This window comes from Roseateles amylovorans (assembly GCF_025398155.2).
Taxonomy (GTDB): Bacteria; Pseudomonadota; Gammaproteobacteria; order Burkholderiales; family Burkholderiaceae_C; genus Roseateles; species Roseateles amylovorans.
Map to the genome: position 1 here is coordinate 4,153,589 of NZ_CP104562.2, position 15,525 is coordinate 4,169,113.

At 68.1% G+C, this 15,525-nt stretch carries 14 protein-coding genes; 13 read left to right on the forward strand and 1 reads right to left on the reverse strand.

What is annotated here, in order from left to right; all coding sequences use genetic code 11:
• Position 1: 1 nt before the first annotated feature.
• A complete protein-coding gene (locus tag N4261_RS17180; RefSeq protein WP_261756500.1) occupies positions 2-799 on the reverse strand; it encodes a hypothetical protein in 798 nt (265 codons plus the stop codon).
• Positions 800-1,210: 411 nt separating this feature from the next.
• On the opposite strand from N4261_RS17180, the gene N4261_RS17185 reads away from it, so the two are divergent.
• The 13 genes from N4261_RS17185 to N4261_RS17245 all read left to right on the forward strand — a co-directional run bounded on the left by N4261_RS17185 (position 1,211) and on the right by N4261_RS17245 (position 15,381).
• On the forward strand, positions 1,211-1,600 hold the full coding sequence (locus tag N4261_RS17185) for a response regulator (protein ID WP_261756501.1): 390 nt from the start codon (positions 1,211-1,213) through the stop codon (positions 1,598-1,600).
• Between the two features lie 92 nt (positions 1,601-1,692).
• Complete coding sequence (locus tag N4261_RS17190; protein ID WP_261756502.1) at positions 1,693-3,624, forward strand: methyl-accepting chemotaxis protein; 1,932 nt, start codon at positions 1,693-1,695, stop codon at positions 3,622-3,624.
• A gap of 16 nt (positions 3,625-3,640) precedes the next feature.
• Positions 3,641-5,242 carry a chemotaxis protein CheW gene (locus N4261_RS17195; RefSeq protein ID WP_261756503.1) on the forward strand — a complete coding sequence of 534 codons (1,602 nt, stop codon included), beginning with the start codon at positions 3,641-3,643 and terminating at the stop codon, positions 5,240-5,242.
• A gap of 116 nt (positions 5,243-5,358) precedes the next feature.
• Positions 5,359-6,453, forward strand: coding sequence for a chemotaxis-specific protein-glutamate methyltransferase CheB (gene cheB / locus N4261_RS17200; protein ID WP_261756504.1), 1,095 nt, complete (start codon positions 5,359-5,361; stop codon positions 6,451-6,453).
• An 11-nt stretch (positions 6,454-6,464) separates the two neighbouring features.
• Complete coding sequence (locus N4261_RS17205) at positions 6,465-7,109, forward strand: HEAT repeat domain-containing protein (protein WP_261756505.1); 645 nt, start codon at positions 6,465-6,467, stop codon at positions 7,107-7,109.
• Positions 7,106-7,945, forward strand: coding sequence for a CheR family methyltransferase (locus N4261_RS17210; protein WP_261756506.1), 840 nt, complete (start codon positions 7,106-7,108; stop codon positions 7,943-7,945). The genes N4261_RS17205 and N4261_RS17210 overlap by 4 nt, the downstream gene beginning before the upstream one ends.
• 4 nt (positions 7,946-7,949) lie before the next feature.
• Positions 7,950-8,321, forward strand: coding sequence for a response regulator (locus N4261_RS17215; protein WP_261756507.1), 372 nt, complete (start codon positions 7,950-7,952; stop codon positions 8,319-8,321).
• The gene (locus N4261_RS17220; RefSeq protein WP_261756508.1) at positions 8,318-10,711 is read left to right on the forward strand and encodes a chemotaxis protein CheA; all 2,394 of its coding nucleotides are present in this window, start codon (positions 8,318-8,320) and stop codon (positions 10,709-10,711) included. Before N4261_RS17215 ends, N4261_RS17220 begins: the two co-directional genes overlap by 4 nt.
• Positions 10,708-10,956: a hypothetical protein gene (locus N4261_RS17225; protein WP_261756509.1), complete on the forward strand. Its 249-nt coding sequence runs from the start codon at positions 10,708-10,710 to the stop codon at positions 10,954-10,956. The genes N4261_RS17220 and N4261_RS17225 overlap by 4 nt, the downstream gene beginning before the upstream one ends.
• Positions 10,957-11,011: 55 nt before the next feature.
• On the forward strand, positions 11,012-11,386 hold the full coding sequence (locus N4261_RS17230) for a response regulator (protein WP_261756510.1): 375 nt from the start codon (positions 11,012-11,014) through the stop codon (positions 11,384-11,386).
• A gap of 12 nt (positions 11,387-11,398) precedes the next feature.
• Positions 11,399-12,724, forward strand: a complete 1,326-nt coding sequence (locus tag N4261_RS26080) for a methyl-accepting chemotaxis protein (RefSeq protein ID WP_290428827.1) — start codon at positions 11,399-11,401, stop codon at positions 12,722-12,724.
• A 113-nt stretch (positions 12,725-12,837) separates the two neighbouring features.
• Positions 12,838-13,551 carry a response regulator gene (locus tag N4261_RS17240; protein WP_261756511.1) on the forward strand — a complete coding sequence of 238 codons (714 nt, stop codon included), beginning with the start codon at positions 12,838-12,840 and terminating at the stop codon, positions 13,549-13,551.
• 60 nt (positions 13,552-13,611) lie between these two features.
• Complete coding sequence (locus N4261_RS17245) at positions 13,612-15,381, forward strand: PAS domain-containing sensor histidine kinase (RefSeq protein WP_261756512.1); 1,770 nt, start codon at positions 13,612-13,614, stop codon at positions 15,379-15,381.
• Positions 15,382-15,525: the final 144 nt, after the last annotated feature.

The window sequence follows — 15,525 nt, forward strand, 5'->3', positions numbered from 1 at the left end:
GTCAGGTCGGCGGGTTCGTCTGCGCGCCCAGGCCCACCAGATCACCGCTGAGCCACGGCTGCGAGTCCCACGGATCTTGCGTGGCGGCGATCGGCTGGGGCCAGGCCAGGTCGTCGACATCGACCCCGCATCCGCGCAGCCAGCGCGTCGCTGCCGCAAAGCGCGCCCGGTCTGCGCCCAGCGCGCACGGATGGGCCCGAAACGCGCGCGCCGCGCCCTCCAGATCCCCCAACGCCAGACGCGCCGCCAGCGCCCACGCCCCGGCGATGCCGCTGCGCTCGAACCCCGGCGCATCGGCGGCGGCGGCCAGACCGTGCAGCGTCAGCCGCTGCGCCAGTGCCGGCAGCGCCTGCTGCTGGATCAAGCCAGCGAGCGTCGCGCCCAGCGTCTGTGCGGTGACCCAGCGCGCACGCTGCAAGCGACCGTCCTCACGCCATTGCAGGCCCGGCGGCAACGGGGAACCCACCGCGCCTGGCAGATCGGACAGACGCAGCATGCAGGCCAAGTGGCTGGCGTAGTCCGGCACCCGCCAGGCGTGGGCCTTGGCGTAGGCGAACGGCCGCACCTGGGACAGCAGCTCGACCAGCGTAGGCACCTTGACGGTCACCTGCAGCCAGCAGGTGCGAAAGCCATAGGCAAAGCCCAGCGTCACCGCCTGCAGACGCGGCAGCAGGTCGTCGTCGGAGCGTCGGTGATAGACATGTTCGATGCGCTCAAAACCGAGCGGCAGCAGTACCGCATCCACCTCAGCCAGCGCGGTGTCGAGGTCGGCAATGGCATTGAATCGTCGTGCGGACATGGTCGAGGACAAGGCGGTTGTTCACCACCGGCCCATCGGTCGGGCGCGGGCCTGGCGGTCATTGAATCGATGGGGCCCAACACGGCGCAGGCAAGACCTGGCGCGCCGAGCAATCGTTCCGGGCCGAGATGCTAGCCGCAGATTCAGTGGCGACGCCGTGAGGCGCTTGCGCCGGCACCGCGCCCGAAGCGGGACGCTGGAATGCCTCATCCTCAAATCAAATAAATCAAATACGCCGATTTTTTGGACCTGAAAAGGGGCGCATTGCACACCGCGGAGGGCTCACCTCCCTCGTGTGCGGAATTGCCGCAATCGCCGTCAGTTGCGCGCCGGAGGGCACTTCCGACCGCCCAGCGCTGGACATCGCATCAAATAACAATAAAACTACTTTCACCGATTCAGGTGATTGAAATGAATAAAACGATTATCGCAATCGATGACCAGCCGGACATCCGCAAGCTCATTCGCATGACGCTGGAGTTCAAGGACTTCCAGGTGATCGAAGCCGACAGCGGCGAGGCCGGACTGGCGCTGGTGCGCCAGCACCGGCCCGACCTGATCCTGCTCGACGTGATGATGCCCGGCCTGGACGGCTTCGCAGTCAGCAACACCCTGGCGGCTGATCCTGAGCTTCGCCGCATTCCGGTGGTCATGCTCACCGCGCTGGACCGTCCCAAGGACGTCGAAGCCGGCCTGCACACCGGTGCCCGGGCCTACCTGACCAAGCCCTTCAGCCCGATGGCGCTGATCCAGCTGGTCGGCCGCCTGTCGCAGGAAGCGCCGCCCTCGGACGCCGCCTGATCGGCCCCTTCCCCAAGGCCGCGCCTGCCTTGCTGCGGGCGATGCCGTCCCACGACCCCTGTTCCACCCGCTGACGAATTGAAAGGTTCCCCATGGCCCTGATCAAGAAATCCATCCCCTCAGCCGCCACGGCCACCGCCAGCGCGACGACCGCCTCCGCCCGCCTGGCCGGCAGCGCCGCCCGCGATGCCGAGGTGCAGCGCAAGCGTGCGCGCACCCTGGCCAAGCAGCAGCAAGCCGCCGAACGCATCGCTGCGGCGACGGGACAGATGTCGTCAGGCATTGCCGAGGCCGCCTCGGCCGCGGAAGAGCTCAAGCGCGCGGCCGACCAGATCGCCACCGGGGCCGATCAGGCCTCCGGCGCCGCCCAGGAATCGCTGGCCGCTTTCAAGCAGGTGGAAGCGGCGGTGACCCGCCAGCTTCAGAACGCCGAGCAAGGCCGCGACCGCTCGGAAGCGACCCAAGGGCTGGTCGCCCGGACCAGCGCCGAAATCGCTGCGCTGGTGACCAACGTCGGCGTCTCGGCACAGCGTCAGGCCGCCTCGGTGACCATGGTGGCGGAGCTGGAGAAGCAGGCCGCCAACATCGGCGACATCGTCAAGGCGGTGGCGCGGATTGCCGATCAGACCAATCTGCTGGCGCTGAATGCCGCCATCGAGGCCGCGCGGGCCGGTCAGCATGGCAAGGGCTTCGCCGTGGTGGCCGACGAGGTGCGCACCCTGGCCGAGACCTCGGAAAAGAGCGCCAAGCAGATCCAGGATCTGGTCGCTCAGATCCAGCATGAGGTCAAGCAGATTGCCGATGGCATCGGTGATTCCGCCCGCACCGTCGAGGGCGAAGTGGCCAACGGCCGCATCATCACCGACCAGCTTGAACAGATCCGCATCGATGCGGCGGAGATCGTCAAGGGCCTGGGCGAAGTCGCGGTGGGTGCCCAGCAATCGGTCACCGCCACGCGCCAGGCGCTCAAGGGCTCCGAAGACATTGCCGCCGCGGCTGAGGAACAAGCCGCCGCCGCGGTGGAGGCCGCCAAGACGGTGGCCGAGCAGGCGCAGGCGCTCGGTGCCAGCGAGCAGACGGCGCAGAGCCTGTCCGAGCTGTCCGAGGACCTGAAGAATTCCACCGATGTGGCCAAGAGCGCCGAAGAGGTGGCCTCGGCCGCCGAGGAGCTGTCGTCGGCGGTCCAGGAAATCAGCCGCTCCGGCGCGCAGATCATGGCGGCCATCGAGCAGATCCGCCGCGGCGCCGAAGTGCAGTCGGCGGGCACCGAGGAATCCGCAGCGGCGGTCAACCAGATCGAGCGCGGCGCCGACCTGGCCCTGCAGCGGGCCCAGAACAACTCCGAGAAGGTGCAGGGCATCCGGTCGCTGCTGGCCACCAACAAGACCTCGGTGGATGCGCTGATCACCACCGTGTCGACCTCCGCCGAGGCCAGCCGGGTGAGCATCCGCCAGGTCAAGGAGCTGGAGCTGGTGTCGCGGCGCATCGACAAGATCGTCGACGCCATCACCACCGTCTCCATCCAGACCAACATGCTGGCGGTGAACGGCTCGATCGAAGCCGCTCGCGCCGGTGAATTCGGCAAGGGCTTTGTCGTGGTGGCCACCGACATCCGCAACCTGGCGCAGGACTCGGCGGAAAACGCCGACCGCATCAAGGAGCTGGTCAAAGGCGTGCAGGACCAGATCGGCCTGGTCGGCCGCGACCTGGAAGAGATCGTCAGCTCGGCCACCGCCGAAGTGGCCAAGGCCCGCGCCACCACCGCCAACCTGATCACCATCGAAACCGACATCGAGGTCGTGGAACGCGGCATGGCCGAGATCCTCAACGCGTCGACCGAGATCGGCGCTGCCGTGGTGCAGGTGAAGTCGGGCGTGGAGCAGATCGCCTCGGCCGCGCAGGAGGCCGCCAAGGCCTCCGAGGAAGCCGCCACCGCCGCCAAGCAGCAGTCGCAAGGCGCCGAGGAACTGGCCGCCGCGATCGAGGAAGTCTCCTCGCTGGCCGACGAACTTCAAAGCGCCTGAGCCAGGAGCCGCGACCATGAATTCGCCTCACCCCGCCTCCCCCCAGCCGGCACCGCCCGACGCGGCCGCCGCCGTGACAGAGACCGTCAGCCCGCAGGACCATCGTCAATACGTCACCTTCATCTGCGGCGATGAGGTGTTCGCCGTCGAAATGGCACCGGTGCAGGAAATCATCCGTGCGCCTGCGGTGGTGCAGGTGCCGTTGTCGCCGCCCATTCTCGAAGGGCTGGCCAATCTGCGCGGCAAGGTGCTGCCCATCGTGTCGCTGCGCCGGGCGCTCGGATTTGCCGACCGACCGAGCGACGACAACTCCCGCGCAGTGGTCATCGACATCGGCCAGCCCATGGGCTTCGTGGTCGATCGGGTGTCCAGCGTGGTCGGTGTCGACGCCAGCAAGATCGAGGGCGTCGCCCACATCGCCAGCGCGGTCAACACCGAGCTGCTGTCCGGCCTGATCAAGGACATCGGCGGCCATGCGATGGTCATGGTGCTGGACTTCGCCAAGCTGATCGACCAGCAGTTCGCCCACCTGAGCGCGCTGGAAGCCGATCGTCAGGCCTCGGCCACACGGGTGCTCGAAGTGGCCTCCGCCGGGCCCACATCGCAGGCGTCGCAGGCGTCGCAGCAGGCGGGCGACGACAACGACGACGAGCTGCACCTGGTCAGCTTCAGCGTGGCCGGTCAGGAATACGCGATCGACATCAAGGATGTGCAGGAGATCGTGCAGGTGCCGGAGCAGATCGTCCAGGTGCCCCGCGCCCAGCCGCATGTGCTGGGCCTGATGACCTTGCGCAACCGGCTGCTGCCGCTGGTGGTGCTGCGCCGCATGTTCGCGCTGCCCGAGCTCGATGCCAGCGAGCAGAGCCGCATCCTGGTCGTGACGACCGGCGCGGCCTCGGTGGGCATCGTCGTCGATGGCGTCAATGAAGTCCTTCGGGTGGCCCGGCAGGAGGTGGAAGCCCTGCCGCGCCTGCTGGCCCGCGACGGCGGCCTGGCCGAGATCACCGACATCTGCCGGCTGGGTCGCGGCGAGCGCCTGGTCGCCGTGGTGTCGACCGATCAACTGTTCCGTCATTCCGCCGTGCAGGAGGCGCTGAACCACATGGACACCTCATCCCAGCAAGCGGCCGTCAGCCGAGGCGCGGACTCCGGTCTGCACGAGGACGAACAGGTGGTGGTGTTCCGCCTGGCGCGGGAAGAGTTCGGCGTGCCGATCGAGAGCGTGCAGGAGATCGTGCGCGTGCCCGAGCTGCTCACCCATGTGCCGCGGGCCCCGGCGGCCGTGGAGGGCGTGATCAATCTGCGCGGCGCGGTGCTGCCGGTGCTGGACCTGCGCCGACGGCTCGGTCTGCCGGCGGTGGAGCGCAATGACGGGCAACGCATCATGGTGTTCGTCATCGGCGGCGTGCGCACCGGCTTCATCGTGGATGCGGTCGCCGAAGTGCTCAAGGTGCCGCGCATCGCCATCGAACCCGCGCCGCAGCTGTCCAGCGAGCAATCCACCCTGCTGGCGCGCATGGCCAATCTCGAGAAGCAGAAACGCATGCTGCAACTGCTCGATCCGCAGCATCTGTTGGCGGACACCGAGATGGCGGCCGTCGCGGCCATGGCGGACTGAGTTCGGTCCGCTGGCGTGGCGTGGCGTGGCGTTGTATTGCGTCGAATGGCGTGGCATTGCCGTGAACGGCGTCGCGTTGCCTTGCCGTGCATTGCATTGAAACCAGGGAGGCTGTGGTGATCAAGATTCTGGTGGTCGATGACTCGGCGCTGATGCGGCGCCAGTTGACCCTGCTGTTCCAAGCCGAAGGCGACTTCGAGGTGCGCCAGGCCCGCAACGGAATCGAAGCCGTGGCGGAGAACCTGGCCTTCGAGCCCGATGTCGTGACGCTGGACATCAACATGCCGGACATGGATGGCATCACCGCCCTCTCGCTGATCATGGCGGATCGGCCGGTGCCGGTGGTGATGGTGTCCTCGCTCACCGAAAAGGGCGCGCTGGCGACCTTCGAGGCGCTCAACCTCGGCGCGATCGACTACATCGCCAAGCCGGGCGGCACCATCTCGCTGTCGCTGGAGCAGGTCAAGGCCGAGTTGATCGACAAGGTCCGGTCCGCCGCTCGGGCACGACTGCGGCCTCGCCTGCGTCGGCGCAGCGACGCGGTGCGGCCCGCAGCGGCGCCAGCGGCATCGGCGGCATCGGCTTCATCGGCGTCATCGGCGTCCTCTGGCGCCACCGCCTCCCGCGCTCCCCGCAGCGAAGGCCTGCTGCTGATCGGCGTCTCCACCGGCGGCCCCCGTGCGCTGGAGGAGGTGCTGCCGCTGCTGCCGGCCGACTATCCCTGGCCGGTGGTCGTGGCCCAGCACATGCCGGCGAGTTTCACCGCGCCGTTCGCGGCTCGCATGAACGGCCTGTGTGCGCTGGAGGTGCTGGAAGCCAGCCGCCCCATGCCGCTGGAGGCTGGCAAGGTCTACATCGGCAAGGGCGGTGCGGATGTGGTGTTCGCGCGCCGCGGCGGCGTGCTGCATGTGATGCCGCGGCCGGAGAACGCCGAGATGCTGTGGCATCCCTCGGTCGAACTCATGGGCCGCAGCGCGCTGGAGCATCTGCCGGCCGACCGGATCAATGCGGTGATGCTCACCGGCATGGGCTATGACGGCGCCGACGCCTTCACCGCCATCAAGCGAGGCGGCGGTCGCACGATCGCCGAGTCCAGCGACACCGCCGTGGTCTTCGGCATGCCCGCCGAGCTGATTGCGCGCGGCGGTGCCGGCCTGATCCTTCCCCTGGAAAAGATTGCCTCGCAGCTCAAGCTGTGGGCCACACGCTGAGGAACCTGGCCATGGGATTGATCAAATCCACGGCGGCACCCGCCCGCGACGGTCTCAACACCCGAACGAAGTGCCGCGATTGCGAGGGCCTGCAACTGCAGCTCGACGATGAGCGTCCCGAGGTGCGGCGGCTGGCCGCCCGCGATCTCGGCGAGCGGGGCGACTGCCCGGCCGCAGCGCCCGCCTTGCTCCAGCGGCTGGCGCACGAGCCCCGCATGGATGTGCGCGAGGCCCTGCTTCACGCGCTGGTCCAGCTCAAGGCCCCGGAGGCCGCGGCCGGTCTGGTGGACTGCCTCCGGCAAGGCGACACCGCCCTGCGCAACCAGGCGATCGAGGCCCTGAGGCAATGGCCGGACGAAGCCCTGCCCCTGATGCGCCAGCTGCTGGCCGACGACGATGCGCACCTGCGCATCCATGCGGTGCGCGTGCTGGAGGGCCTGGGCCTGCCTGAAGTGGCCGGCCTGCTGGCCCGGGCGCTGGTGTCGGAGACCCATGTGAATGTCTGCGCCAGTCTGCTCGAGTCCTTGAGCCAGATCGGGGATGCGCAGGCGGTGGAGGCCATCGAAGCCGCCCGACGTCGCTTCGATGACCAGCCCTATATCGACTTCGCCGCCCGCGCGGCACTGCAGCGCTGCACCTCGGTGACCACGCCATGAGCGCCGTTCCGGTCATCAGCGACGACGACTTCCAGCGGTTTCGCGACCTCTTCTATTGCCGCACCGGCATCCAGTTCGATGCGGGCAAGCGCTATTTCGTGGACAAGCGGCTGATCGAGCGGATGGCCGCCACCGATCACACCAGCTTCCGCAGCTACCTGAGCACGCTGCGGTTCGATCACGGCGACAGCGAGCTGCAGGCGCTGACCAACCTGATGACGGTCAACGAGACCTACTTCTTCCGCGAGGAATACCAGTTCCATTGCCTGGTGCGTTCGATCCTGCCGGAGCTGATGCGTCGCCGCAGCGGCAGCGCGCCGATCCGGATCTGGGTGATGCCGTCGTCCTCCGGCGAGGAGGCCTATTCGATTGCGATCTGCCTGCTGGAACTGTGGGCCGACATCCATCATGTGGACGTCGAGATCGTCGCCTCCGACATCGACACCCGCATCCTGGAGCAGGCCCGTCGCGGCCGCTACAGCAGCCGCTCGGTGGCGCAGTTGCCGGCGGCCTATCTGGGCCGCTACTTCAAGCGCATCGGCAATGAGTTCCAGATCAGCGACGAGCTGCGCCAGTCGATCGAGTTCACCCGGGTCAACCTGTCGAGCCGGCTCGACACCCGGCCCTACCGCAATTTCGATGTGGTGTTCTGCCGCAACCTGCTCATCTACTTTGACGACCAGTCGCGCAAGGCCGCTGCGGAAACCTTCTTCGATGCAATGAAGCCCGGCGGCTACATCTGCCTGGGCCATTCCGAATCGATGAGCCGCATCTCCCCGTTGTTCCGGGCGCGCAAGTTCCCGGAAGCCATCGTCTACCAAAAGCCCACGGAGTAGTGGCATGAAACAGATCCTGGTCATCGACGACGCACCGACGGTGCGCCTGTACTGTCGCGACCTGCTCGAACGCGCAGGCTACGGCGTGGATGAGGCCTGCAACGGTCTGGAGGCCCTGGAGAAGGCGCTGCAGCAGCAGTTCGATCTCTACCTGGTCGACATCAACATGCCGCGGCTGGATGGCTACGGCTTCCTGAACGAGCTGCGCGGCCAGCAGATCTCGCTGGCACCGGCCATCGTCGTGTCCACCGAAGACTCCGAGCATCACAAACGCCAGGCCTACCTGGCCGGCGCCAACCTGTTCCTGCTCAAGCCGACCCGGCCGGAGCAGTTGCTCGAACCGATCCGCCTGCTGTTGGGCGAGGCCCAGCCATGAGCGCCCTGCTGGACCAGTTCCTGGCCGAATCCACCGAGGCGCTGGAGGGCATCGGCGAGCTGCTGCTCTCCCTCGAGGCCCAGCCCGATGACACCGAGCTGATGAGCCGGCTCTTCCGCCTGGTGCACACCCTGAAGGGCAACAGCGGCCTGTTCGATTTTCCCGAGATGACCCGGGTGCTGCATGCGGGTGAAGACCTGATGGATGCGGTGCGCTCGGGCCGCGTGGGCTACTCCAGCGCGCTGGCCGACCGCCTGCTGGCGGCCATGGACCTGGTGGGCCGGATGTGCCGTGCCATCGAGGCCGGTGACGCCCACGGCAACAGCCTGGCCGCCGATTCGTTGCACCATGCACAGGCCCTGCGCGCCTTGCTGGTGGCCGAGACGGCCGGTCCGCCAGCGGCGGACACCGCCCCGTCCCCCCCCCGGGCCGACACGCCCGCCGCGGGCCCGGACCTGCACCGCGTGCCGGCCAGCGCGCTGGAACAGGCCCGTCTGCAGGCCGACGGCGGCCATGCCCTGCACTGGGTGATCTACCGCCCTTCGCCGGAATGCTTCTACCAGGGCGAAGACCCGATGCACCAGGCCCGCCAATGCCCGGGCCTGGTCTGGGGAGGCGTGCTGGCGCGGGCGCCGTGGCCGCCGTTGAGCGCGCTGGACGCCTTTCAATGCATGCTGGATTTCGAGCTGCTGCTGGCCGCCTCGCGCGAGGAAATCGAGGCGCACTTCCGCTATGTGGCCGAACAGATCGAGGTGCATGCGCTGCCCTCGCCGCTGCATCTGTCCGCGGACGGGCGCGTCACGAGGGCCGAGGACGTCAGTGTCCTGGCTCGGATGCTGGCCGCCCAGCGCGCCGTGCTGGCGCTGAGCGCCGAGACCGCCTGGTCGGACGCCCGCGTGGCCTCGGTCGCCGAGGCGCTGGCCGCCTGCCTGGGCGCGCAGGCCCTGACGGCCACCGAAGCCGGTCCCGCTGATGAGGCGCGGAAGGACGATCTGCACGCCGCGCTGCACCAGGCGCTGCAGCAGGCGCTTCAACAGGCACAAGCGCAGCGGCGGGCGCAGCCCCTGCTGGACTGGATGGATCGGGCCTTCCCGAGCGTCCTCCCCGCCGAAGGCACAGCAGGCGCAGCAGCCTCGGAGGCCCTGACATCGACTGGGCCGTCAGAGCCGGGCAGCGACCTCCCGGCCGCCAGCACCCGCCAGGACGACAGCGGCCCGGCCAAGACCCTGCGCGTGGACCAGGTGAAGATCGACCGGCTGATGAATCTGATCGGCGAAATGGTGGTCGCCAAGAACGGCGTGCCCTATCTGGCGCAGCGCGCGGAGACGGTCTACGGCGTGCGGGAACTCTCCCGGGAGATCCGCGCGCAGCATGCCGTCATCAGCCGCATCTGCGACGAGATGCAGGACGCCATCATGCAGGTCCGCATGCTGCCGGTGTCCTTCGTGTTCCAGCGCTTCCCGCGGCTGGTGCGCGACATCTCGCATCGACTGGGCAAGGAGGTTCAGCTGCAGATGAGCGGGCAGGACACGGCGGCCGACAAGAACATCATCGAGGCCCTGGGCGACCCGCTGGTGCACCTGATCCGCAACAGCCTGGATCACGGGCTGGAGACGCCCGAGCAGCGACTCGCCGCCGGCAAGCCGCGCAGCGGCACCCTGCGCATCGATGCACGGCAGGACAACGACCGCGTGCTGATCGACATCAGCGACGACGGCGCCGGCATCGACCCCGAGCGGGTCAAGCGCAAGGCGCTGGAGCGCGGCCTGGTCGATGCGGCCAGCCTGGAACGGATGACGGACACCGAGGCCATCCAGCTGGTGTTCGCGCCGGGCTTCTCCACCGCCGACGCCATCTCCGACCTGTCCGGCCGCGGCGTGGGCATGGACGTGGTGCGCAGCGCCGTCGCCCAGGTCAAGGGCAGCCTGAGCCTGGACAGCGTCAAGGGCCAGGGCACCCGCGTGCGGATCTCGCTGCCGCTGTCGATGGCGGTGTCGCAGGTGATGACCATCCTCAGCGGCGGCCAGTGTTTCGGGGTGCCGATGGATCTGGTGGTGGAAACAGTGCGGGTGCATCGCGATGCGCTGCGGCCGCTGCGCCAGCACCAGGTCACGGTGCTGCGCGACCGGGTGGTGCCGCTGCGCTCGCTCAACGATCTGCTGGGGCTGCCCGCGCCCGCGCTGTGCAACGACGCGCAGGAACACGCGGTGCTGGTGGTGCGGGTCGGGCAGGAACTGCTGGGCCTGCTGATCGACGACTTTGAAGGCACCCAGGCCATCATCCTCAAGCCCTTGACCGGTGTGCTCGCGTCACTGCGTGCCTTTGCCGGATCGGCGCTGAGAGGCGACGGCTCGGTGCTGATGGTGCTCAACCTTCAGGAGCTGCTGTGACATCGATCGAATTCACCGGGTCGCTGGCCCGCTTCGGCGAGAGCGTCGGCATCGACGAGACCGAATCCTTGCTGGGCTGGCTGCAGGACCGCGAGGACGCCCAGCTGAGCCTGGCGCTTTGCCGGCATCTGCACCCGGCCGTGCTGCAGGTGCTGATGGCCGCGCGCGTGCCGGTGCAGGACTGGCCGGAGGACGCGGCGCTGCGGGCGTGGCTGGAGCCGGTGCTCTGCCACCCCACACGCTGACCCGACAACCACGGGTCGATCCACGACCTGACTTTTGAACTGAAAGGGAACGACGATGGCCAAGACAATTCTGGTGGTGGACGACTCGGCCACCATGACCATGAGCCTGCGCGCCAACCTGGAGATGAACGGCTTCAAGGTGCTGACCGCGGCCGATGGGCTGCTCGCACTGAACGTGCTCAAGGGCAGCGTCAAGCCGGACCTGATCATCACCGACATCAACATGCCCAACATGGGCGGCCTGGACCTGATCAAGGCCGTCAAGGCGCAGGCGGCGTTCCGCTTCACGCCCATCCTCACCCTGACCACCGAGAGCGACTCCGCCAAGCGCGATGAAGGCAAGAAGCTCGGTGCCACGGGATGGCTGGTCAAGCCGGTGACCGGGGAGGACTTGATCAAGGTGGTCAAGCAAGTCCTGCCGGGCGCCTGACAGGGCACGATCATGGACCAAGGCACCTTGCACCTGGATGGCGGCCATTCGCCGCCGCCCGCACCGGGCACCGGCACCGGCACCGGGATTGGCATGGCCGTCGACACCGACGTCGCGCTGCGCTGGGCCGGCCGCTGCGCCGGCCTGCTGCTGACGCTGGCGGCCGGCGCGGCGTCGCACTGGCTGACGCCGGTCACCGGCAGCGCCGGCCCATGGACCGGCGCGGCGCTGGTGGCCGTGGCGTTGCTGCTTCAGCCGATGCTGCGCCGCCTGTTGACGCCCTGGACCGCCCGCGCCCTGCATCGGCGTGGCCCCTCCGGCACACACCCTGCCGCAGCCCACCACGGACCGATGCCCCGCAAGGCGGCGGCCCAGGAGCTGCAGCAGGTCAGTCCCTATCTGGAAACCATGGCCCGTCACCTGGACGATGCCCTCAAGGAAACCGAGCAAGGCGTCGTGCAGGTCATCGGCGTCATCAACTCGGTGCATCGGGTCTCCGACCAGCAGATGGCGCGCATCCGGGCGTCGGAGAGCAACGGCGCGGAACTGTCGGAGGTGATGAAGGAGAAGCTGCTGATCGATCGGCAGCTCAGCGCGGTGCTGGAGATGTTCGTCGCTGAACAGCAGCGCGACGTGGATGCGAACCTGGGCCGGATCAAGCGGCTGCAGGAGGTCAAGGCACTGGCGCCCCTGGTGGAGGTCATCGCCACCGTGGCCCGGCAGACCAACTTCCTGGCGATCAATGCCGCGATCGAGGCCGCCCGCGCCGGCGAGGCCGGCCGCGGCTTCGCGGTGGTGGCCGGCGAGATCCGGCAGTTGTCCAACCGCACGGCGGAAGCGGCGGTCGACATCGGCCGGATGATCAACGCTGCCACCGACGGCATCGACTCCGAGCTGCATGCCGCCCAGAACGCCGCCGACCGCTACTCCTCCAGCGGCAACATGCGCAAGGGCCTGCAGGATGTGCGGGAGATGCAGGATCGCCTGGTGGAGGCTTCCAGTCGCCTGCTGAGCTTCATCGATGCAGTCAAGGACGGCCATGACGAAGTGGTCCGGCAACTGTCCGGCGCGCTGGGCCAGATGCAGTTCCACGACGTGATGCGCCAGCAGGTCGAACAGGTGCAATCGGCCATGCGCGGCCTGGACGAGCATCTGCAGGCGATGGCGGGCCAGCTGTCCGATCAGCCCTGGGATCCGAGCCGGCTGCTCAGCGTCAAACAGCGCCTGGACGCCCAGGTGGCCGGTTATGTCATGCACAGCCAGCGGCGCAGCCATGAGCAGGTCACCGGCGAGGTGCTGACCGAGTCCCAACAGCGTCCCCCGATCGAATTGTTCTGAACGCCAACCGTACGACCGCGATGCCGATGGGGCGGTAGAAACTGAGGGCAGAATCCTCGTTCATTGCCGCATCGGTCATCTTCAGCCTTCCACCCCAACAAGGTTTTGTCGTCATGTCGCTCGAGAAAGATGTTTTGACCACCAAGGAGGCGGCAGACCTGCTCAGGCTGTCCATCACCTCGGTACAGAAAATGGTCATCAACGGCGAGCTGGAGGCCTGGACGACGCCGGGCGGTCATCGCCGCATCTATCGCGCCTCGGTGGAGGCGCTGGCGCAGCAGCGGCCCGGCGCCAGCAATCCGGCCAACAGCAGCGCCACCCTCGGCAACAGCGCCCCCAGCGTCGCCGGTGCGATCGGCGGCGGCTTTGGCGGTGTCAGCGGCCCGGCGACGGCGACGGCAATTGCGACGGCGGTGCCCTCGGCCGGTCGCACCTTGCGGGCGCTGCTGGCGGAGGACGATCCCGACCAGGTCGCCTACATGAGCGAACTGCTGCAGGGTACCCGGCTGCCGATCGAGCTGGTCGTAGCCCACGATGCGTCGCAGGCGCTGGTGCTGATCGAGCGGCAACGGCCCGACCTGGTGATCACCGATCTGGTGATGCAGCCCTTCGACGGCTTCCACCTGGTCAAGATGCTGGACAACGACCCGGCCTACCGAAGCATCGACGTGCTGGTGACCACCTCGTTAAATGTGGCCGAAATTCGGGCCAGCCGTCGCCTGCCCGACTGGGTGACGATCTATCAGAAGCCCGTTGGGATCGAGCGTCTGCTAGGCTACATCGATGCGCTTCAGGGTCGTACCTTGCGCGGACCGGGCACGCCCTGAGCGTGGTCCCGCCCGGCGGGGGCGCCCCTGCATGCCCCTTGAGGCCGCTCCCATTCGCCCATGACCCACGTCGTCTTCGCCTTGCCCGCCCGGCCCGTCGGCCAGGTGCTGATCGATGACCAGGACAGGCTGGTGTCGGCCGAGGGACCGTTGGCCACCGAGGACGTTCCAGGCCCGCTGGCCGACTGCATCCACCCCAGCGCACGCGCGACGCTGTCCGACTGGCTGGCGCAGCGCCGCGCCGGCACGGCGGCCCCCGAGCTGCGCGGCCTGCCCTTGAATGTCGACCCGGCCCGCATGGCCTGGGTGGACCTGACGCTGCAGCCTGAGCTGGCGCCCTCGGGGCCGACCGGCCGTCTGCTTGGCGAATGCCAGGACGCGACGTCCCGCGTGCTGGCGGAACGCTTCGATCAGTTGTACTGGCCGGCGCTGGAGCTGTTGCCCAGCGCGTCAGTCATCACGGAGGCCCACAGTCCGCATCGGGTGGTCTATGCCAATCCGGCCTTCGAGGTGCTGACCGGCTATGCGAAGCACGAGATGTGCGGGCAATCCTGCACCCTGCTGCAAGGCGAGGAACGTGATCAGCCGGTGTTGCCCGGGTTGCGCGAGGCCCTGCGCGCCGGCCTGCCTTATGAAGGCGTGCTGCACAACTACCGCAAGGACGGCACCGCATTCTGGAATCACCTCCGGATTGCCGCGATCCGTGATCCGGCGACCGGTTGGATCACGCACTTCTGGAGCGTGCAGACGGACGTGACCCTGAAGCGGGAGCGCATGGAGGCGCTGTCGCAGCTGTCGCAGGAGTTGAAGAGCCTGTTCCAGGACACGCCGGTGGGTCTGGTCTCCTTCGACCCACAGGGCCTGGCCAATCTGGTCAATCCCGCCTGCGCGGATCTCACCTCCCTGACGCTGGAGGGCATGGACCGCGCGACGGTGCTGGCCTCGCTGGCGCCCTGGCGGCTGAAGGAAGAGGACAACACGATCTTCACCGGCGCGGCTGCCGGTGTCTGCCACATCCGGGTGCCGGGCGTCCGACCGCGGATTCTGGAGCTGTCCACCGGCACCCACGGCAAGAGCGGCACCTTCGACATCCTGGTGATTCGCGACGTGACGGCGGAGCACACCGTCTCGCAGATGAAGACCGAATTCCTCAGCAGTGCCGCCCACGAGCTGCGTGCGCCGCTGGCCAGCATCCAGGGCTTTGCCGAACTGATGCAGATGCGGGGACATCTCAGCCCGGCGCAGCTCAGCATGATGGAGACCATCGTGCGCCAATCCAGGCGCATGACCGACCTGCTCAATGACCTGCTGGACCTGACCCGCATCGAAGCCCAGCTGCCGGGTCAGATGGACATCGGCGAGGTGGACCTGCTGGGCGTGGCGCAGTGCGCGGTGGACGATCAATCGGTGCTCAGCGAGCGGCATCGCTTCGTCATCCAGGCCGACCTGTGTGACTGGCTGGTCTATGCGGACGAGGTCAAGCTGGAGCAGGTCCTGGTCAATCTGCTCAGCAATGCGCGCAAGTATTCGCCGCAAGGGGGCGACATCGAGGTCGGCCTGACCCGTGACATCGAGCGGGGCCGCATCGGCCTGTCGGTGCGCGACCGCGGCATCGGCATGACGCCCGAGGCCATCGGCCACCTCTTCACCCGCTTCTTCCGGGTCCATCCCAACGGCGAGGTCGGCGGGACCGGCCTGGGCCTGTGCATCGTGCATGAGCTGGTGGAGCGGATGCAAGGGCAGATCGACATCGAGAGCGAACCGGGCAAAGGCTCGGTGTTCACCGTCTGGCTGCCGGCGGTGCCGACGGCCTCGGCGCTCGCCGCCTGAGGTGTTGGCGCCCCTCGCCGACGTCACTTCCCGGCGCCCTCGGCAAGGCTGCATGCCGCCTCGCGCTGACGGCGTCATCGCCTGACCCTCGCACCGCCGGCCCCGGGGCTCGGCGACCTGGCGCGCACGAGCGAAGCGGGCTCC

Bases quoted from the DNA above. Each gene is read 5' to 3' on its own strand.
- N4261_RS17205 (WP_261756505.1), top strand. From the start codon at position 6,465: ATGGGATTGATCAAATCCACGGCGGCACCCGCCCGCGACGGTCTCAAC.
- N4261_RS17215 (WP_261756507.1), top strand. From the start codon at position 7,950: ATGAAACAGATCCTGGTCATCGACGACGCACCGACGGTGCGCCTGTAC.
- N4261_RS17180 (WP_261756500.1), bottom strand. From the start codon at position 799: ATGTCCGCACGACGATTCAATGCCATTGCCGACCTCGACACCGCGCTG.
- N4261_RS17220 (WP_261756508.1), top strand. From the start codon at position 8,318: ATGAGCGCCCTGCTGGACCAGTTCCTGGCCGAATCCACCGAGGCGCTG.
- N4261_RS17190 (WP_261756502.1), top strand. From the start codon at position 1,693: ATGGCCCTGATCAAGAAATCCATCCCCTCAGCCGCCACGGCCACCGCC.
- N4261_RS17185 (WP_261756501.1), top strand. From the start codon at position 1,211: ATGAATAAAACGATTATCGCAATCGATGACCAGCCGGACATCCGCAAG.
- N4261_RS17245 (WP_261756512.1), top strand. From the start codon at position 13,612: ATGACCCACGTCGTCTTCGCCTTGCCCGCCCGGCCCGTCGGCCAGGTG.
- N4261_RS17240 (WP_261756511.1), top strand. From the start codon at position 12,838: ATGTCGCTCGAGAAAGATGTTTTGACCACCAAGGAGGCGGCAGACCTG.
- N4261_RS17210 (WP_261756506.1), top strand. From the start codon at position 7,106: ATGAGCGCCGTTCCGGTCATCAGCGACGACGACTTCCAGCGGTTTCGC.
- N4261_RS17230 (WP_261756510.1), top strand. From the start codon at position 11,012: ATGGCCAAGACAATTCTGGTGGTGGACGACTCGGCCACCATGACCATG.
- N4261_RS17195 (WP_261756503.1), top strand. From the start codon at position 3,641: ATGAATTCGCCTCACCCCGCCTCCCCCCAGCCGGCACCGCCCGACGCG.
- N4261_RS26080 (WP_290428827.1), top strand. From the start codon at position 11,399: ATGGACCAAGGCACCTTGCACCTGGATGGCGGCCATTCGCCGCCGCCC.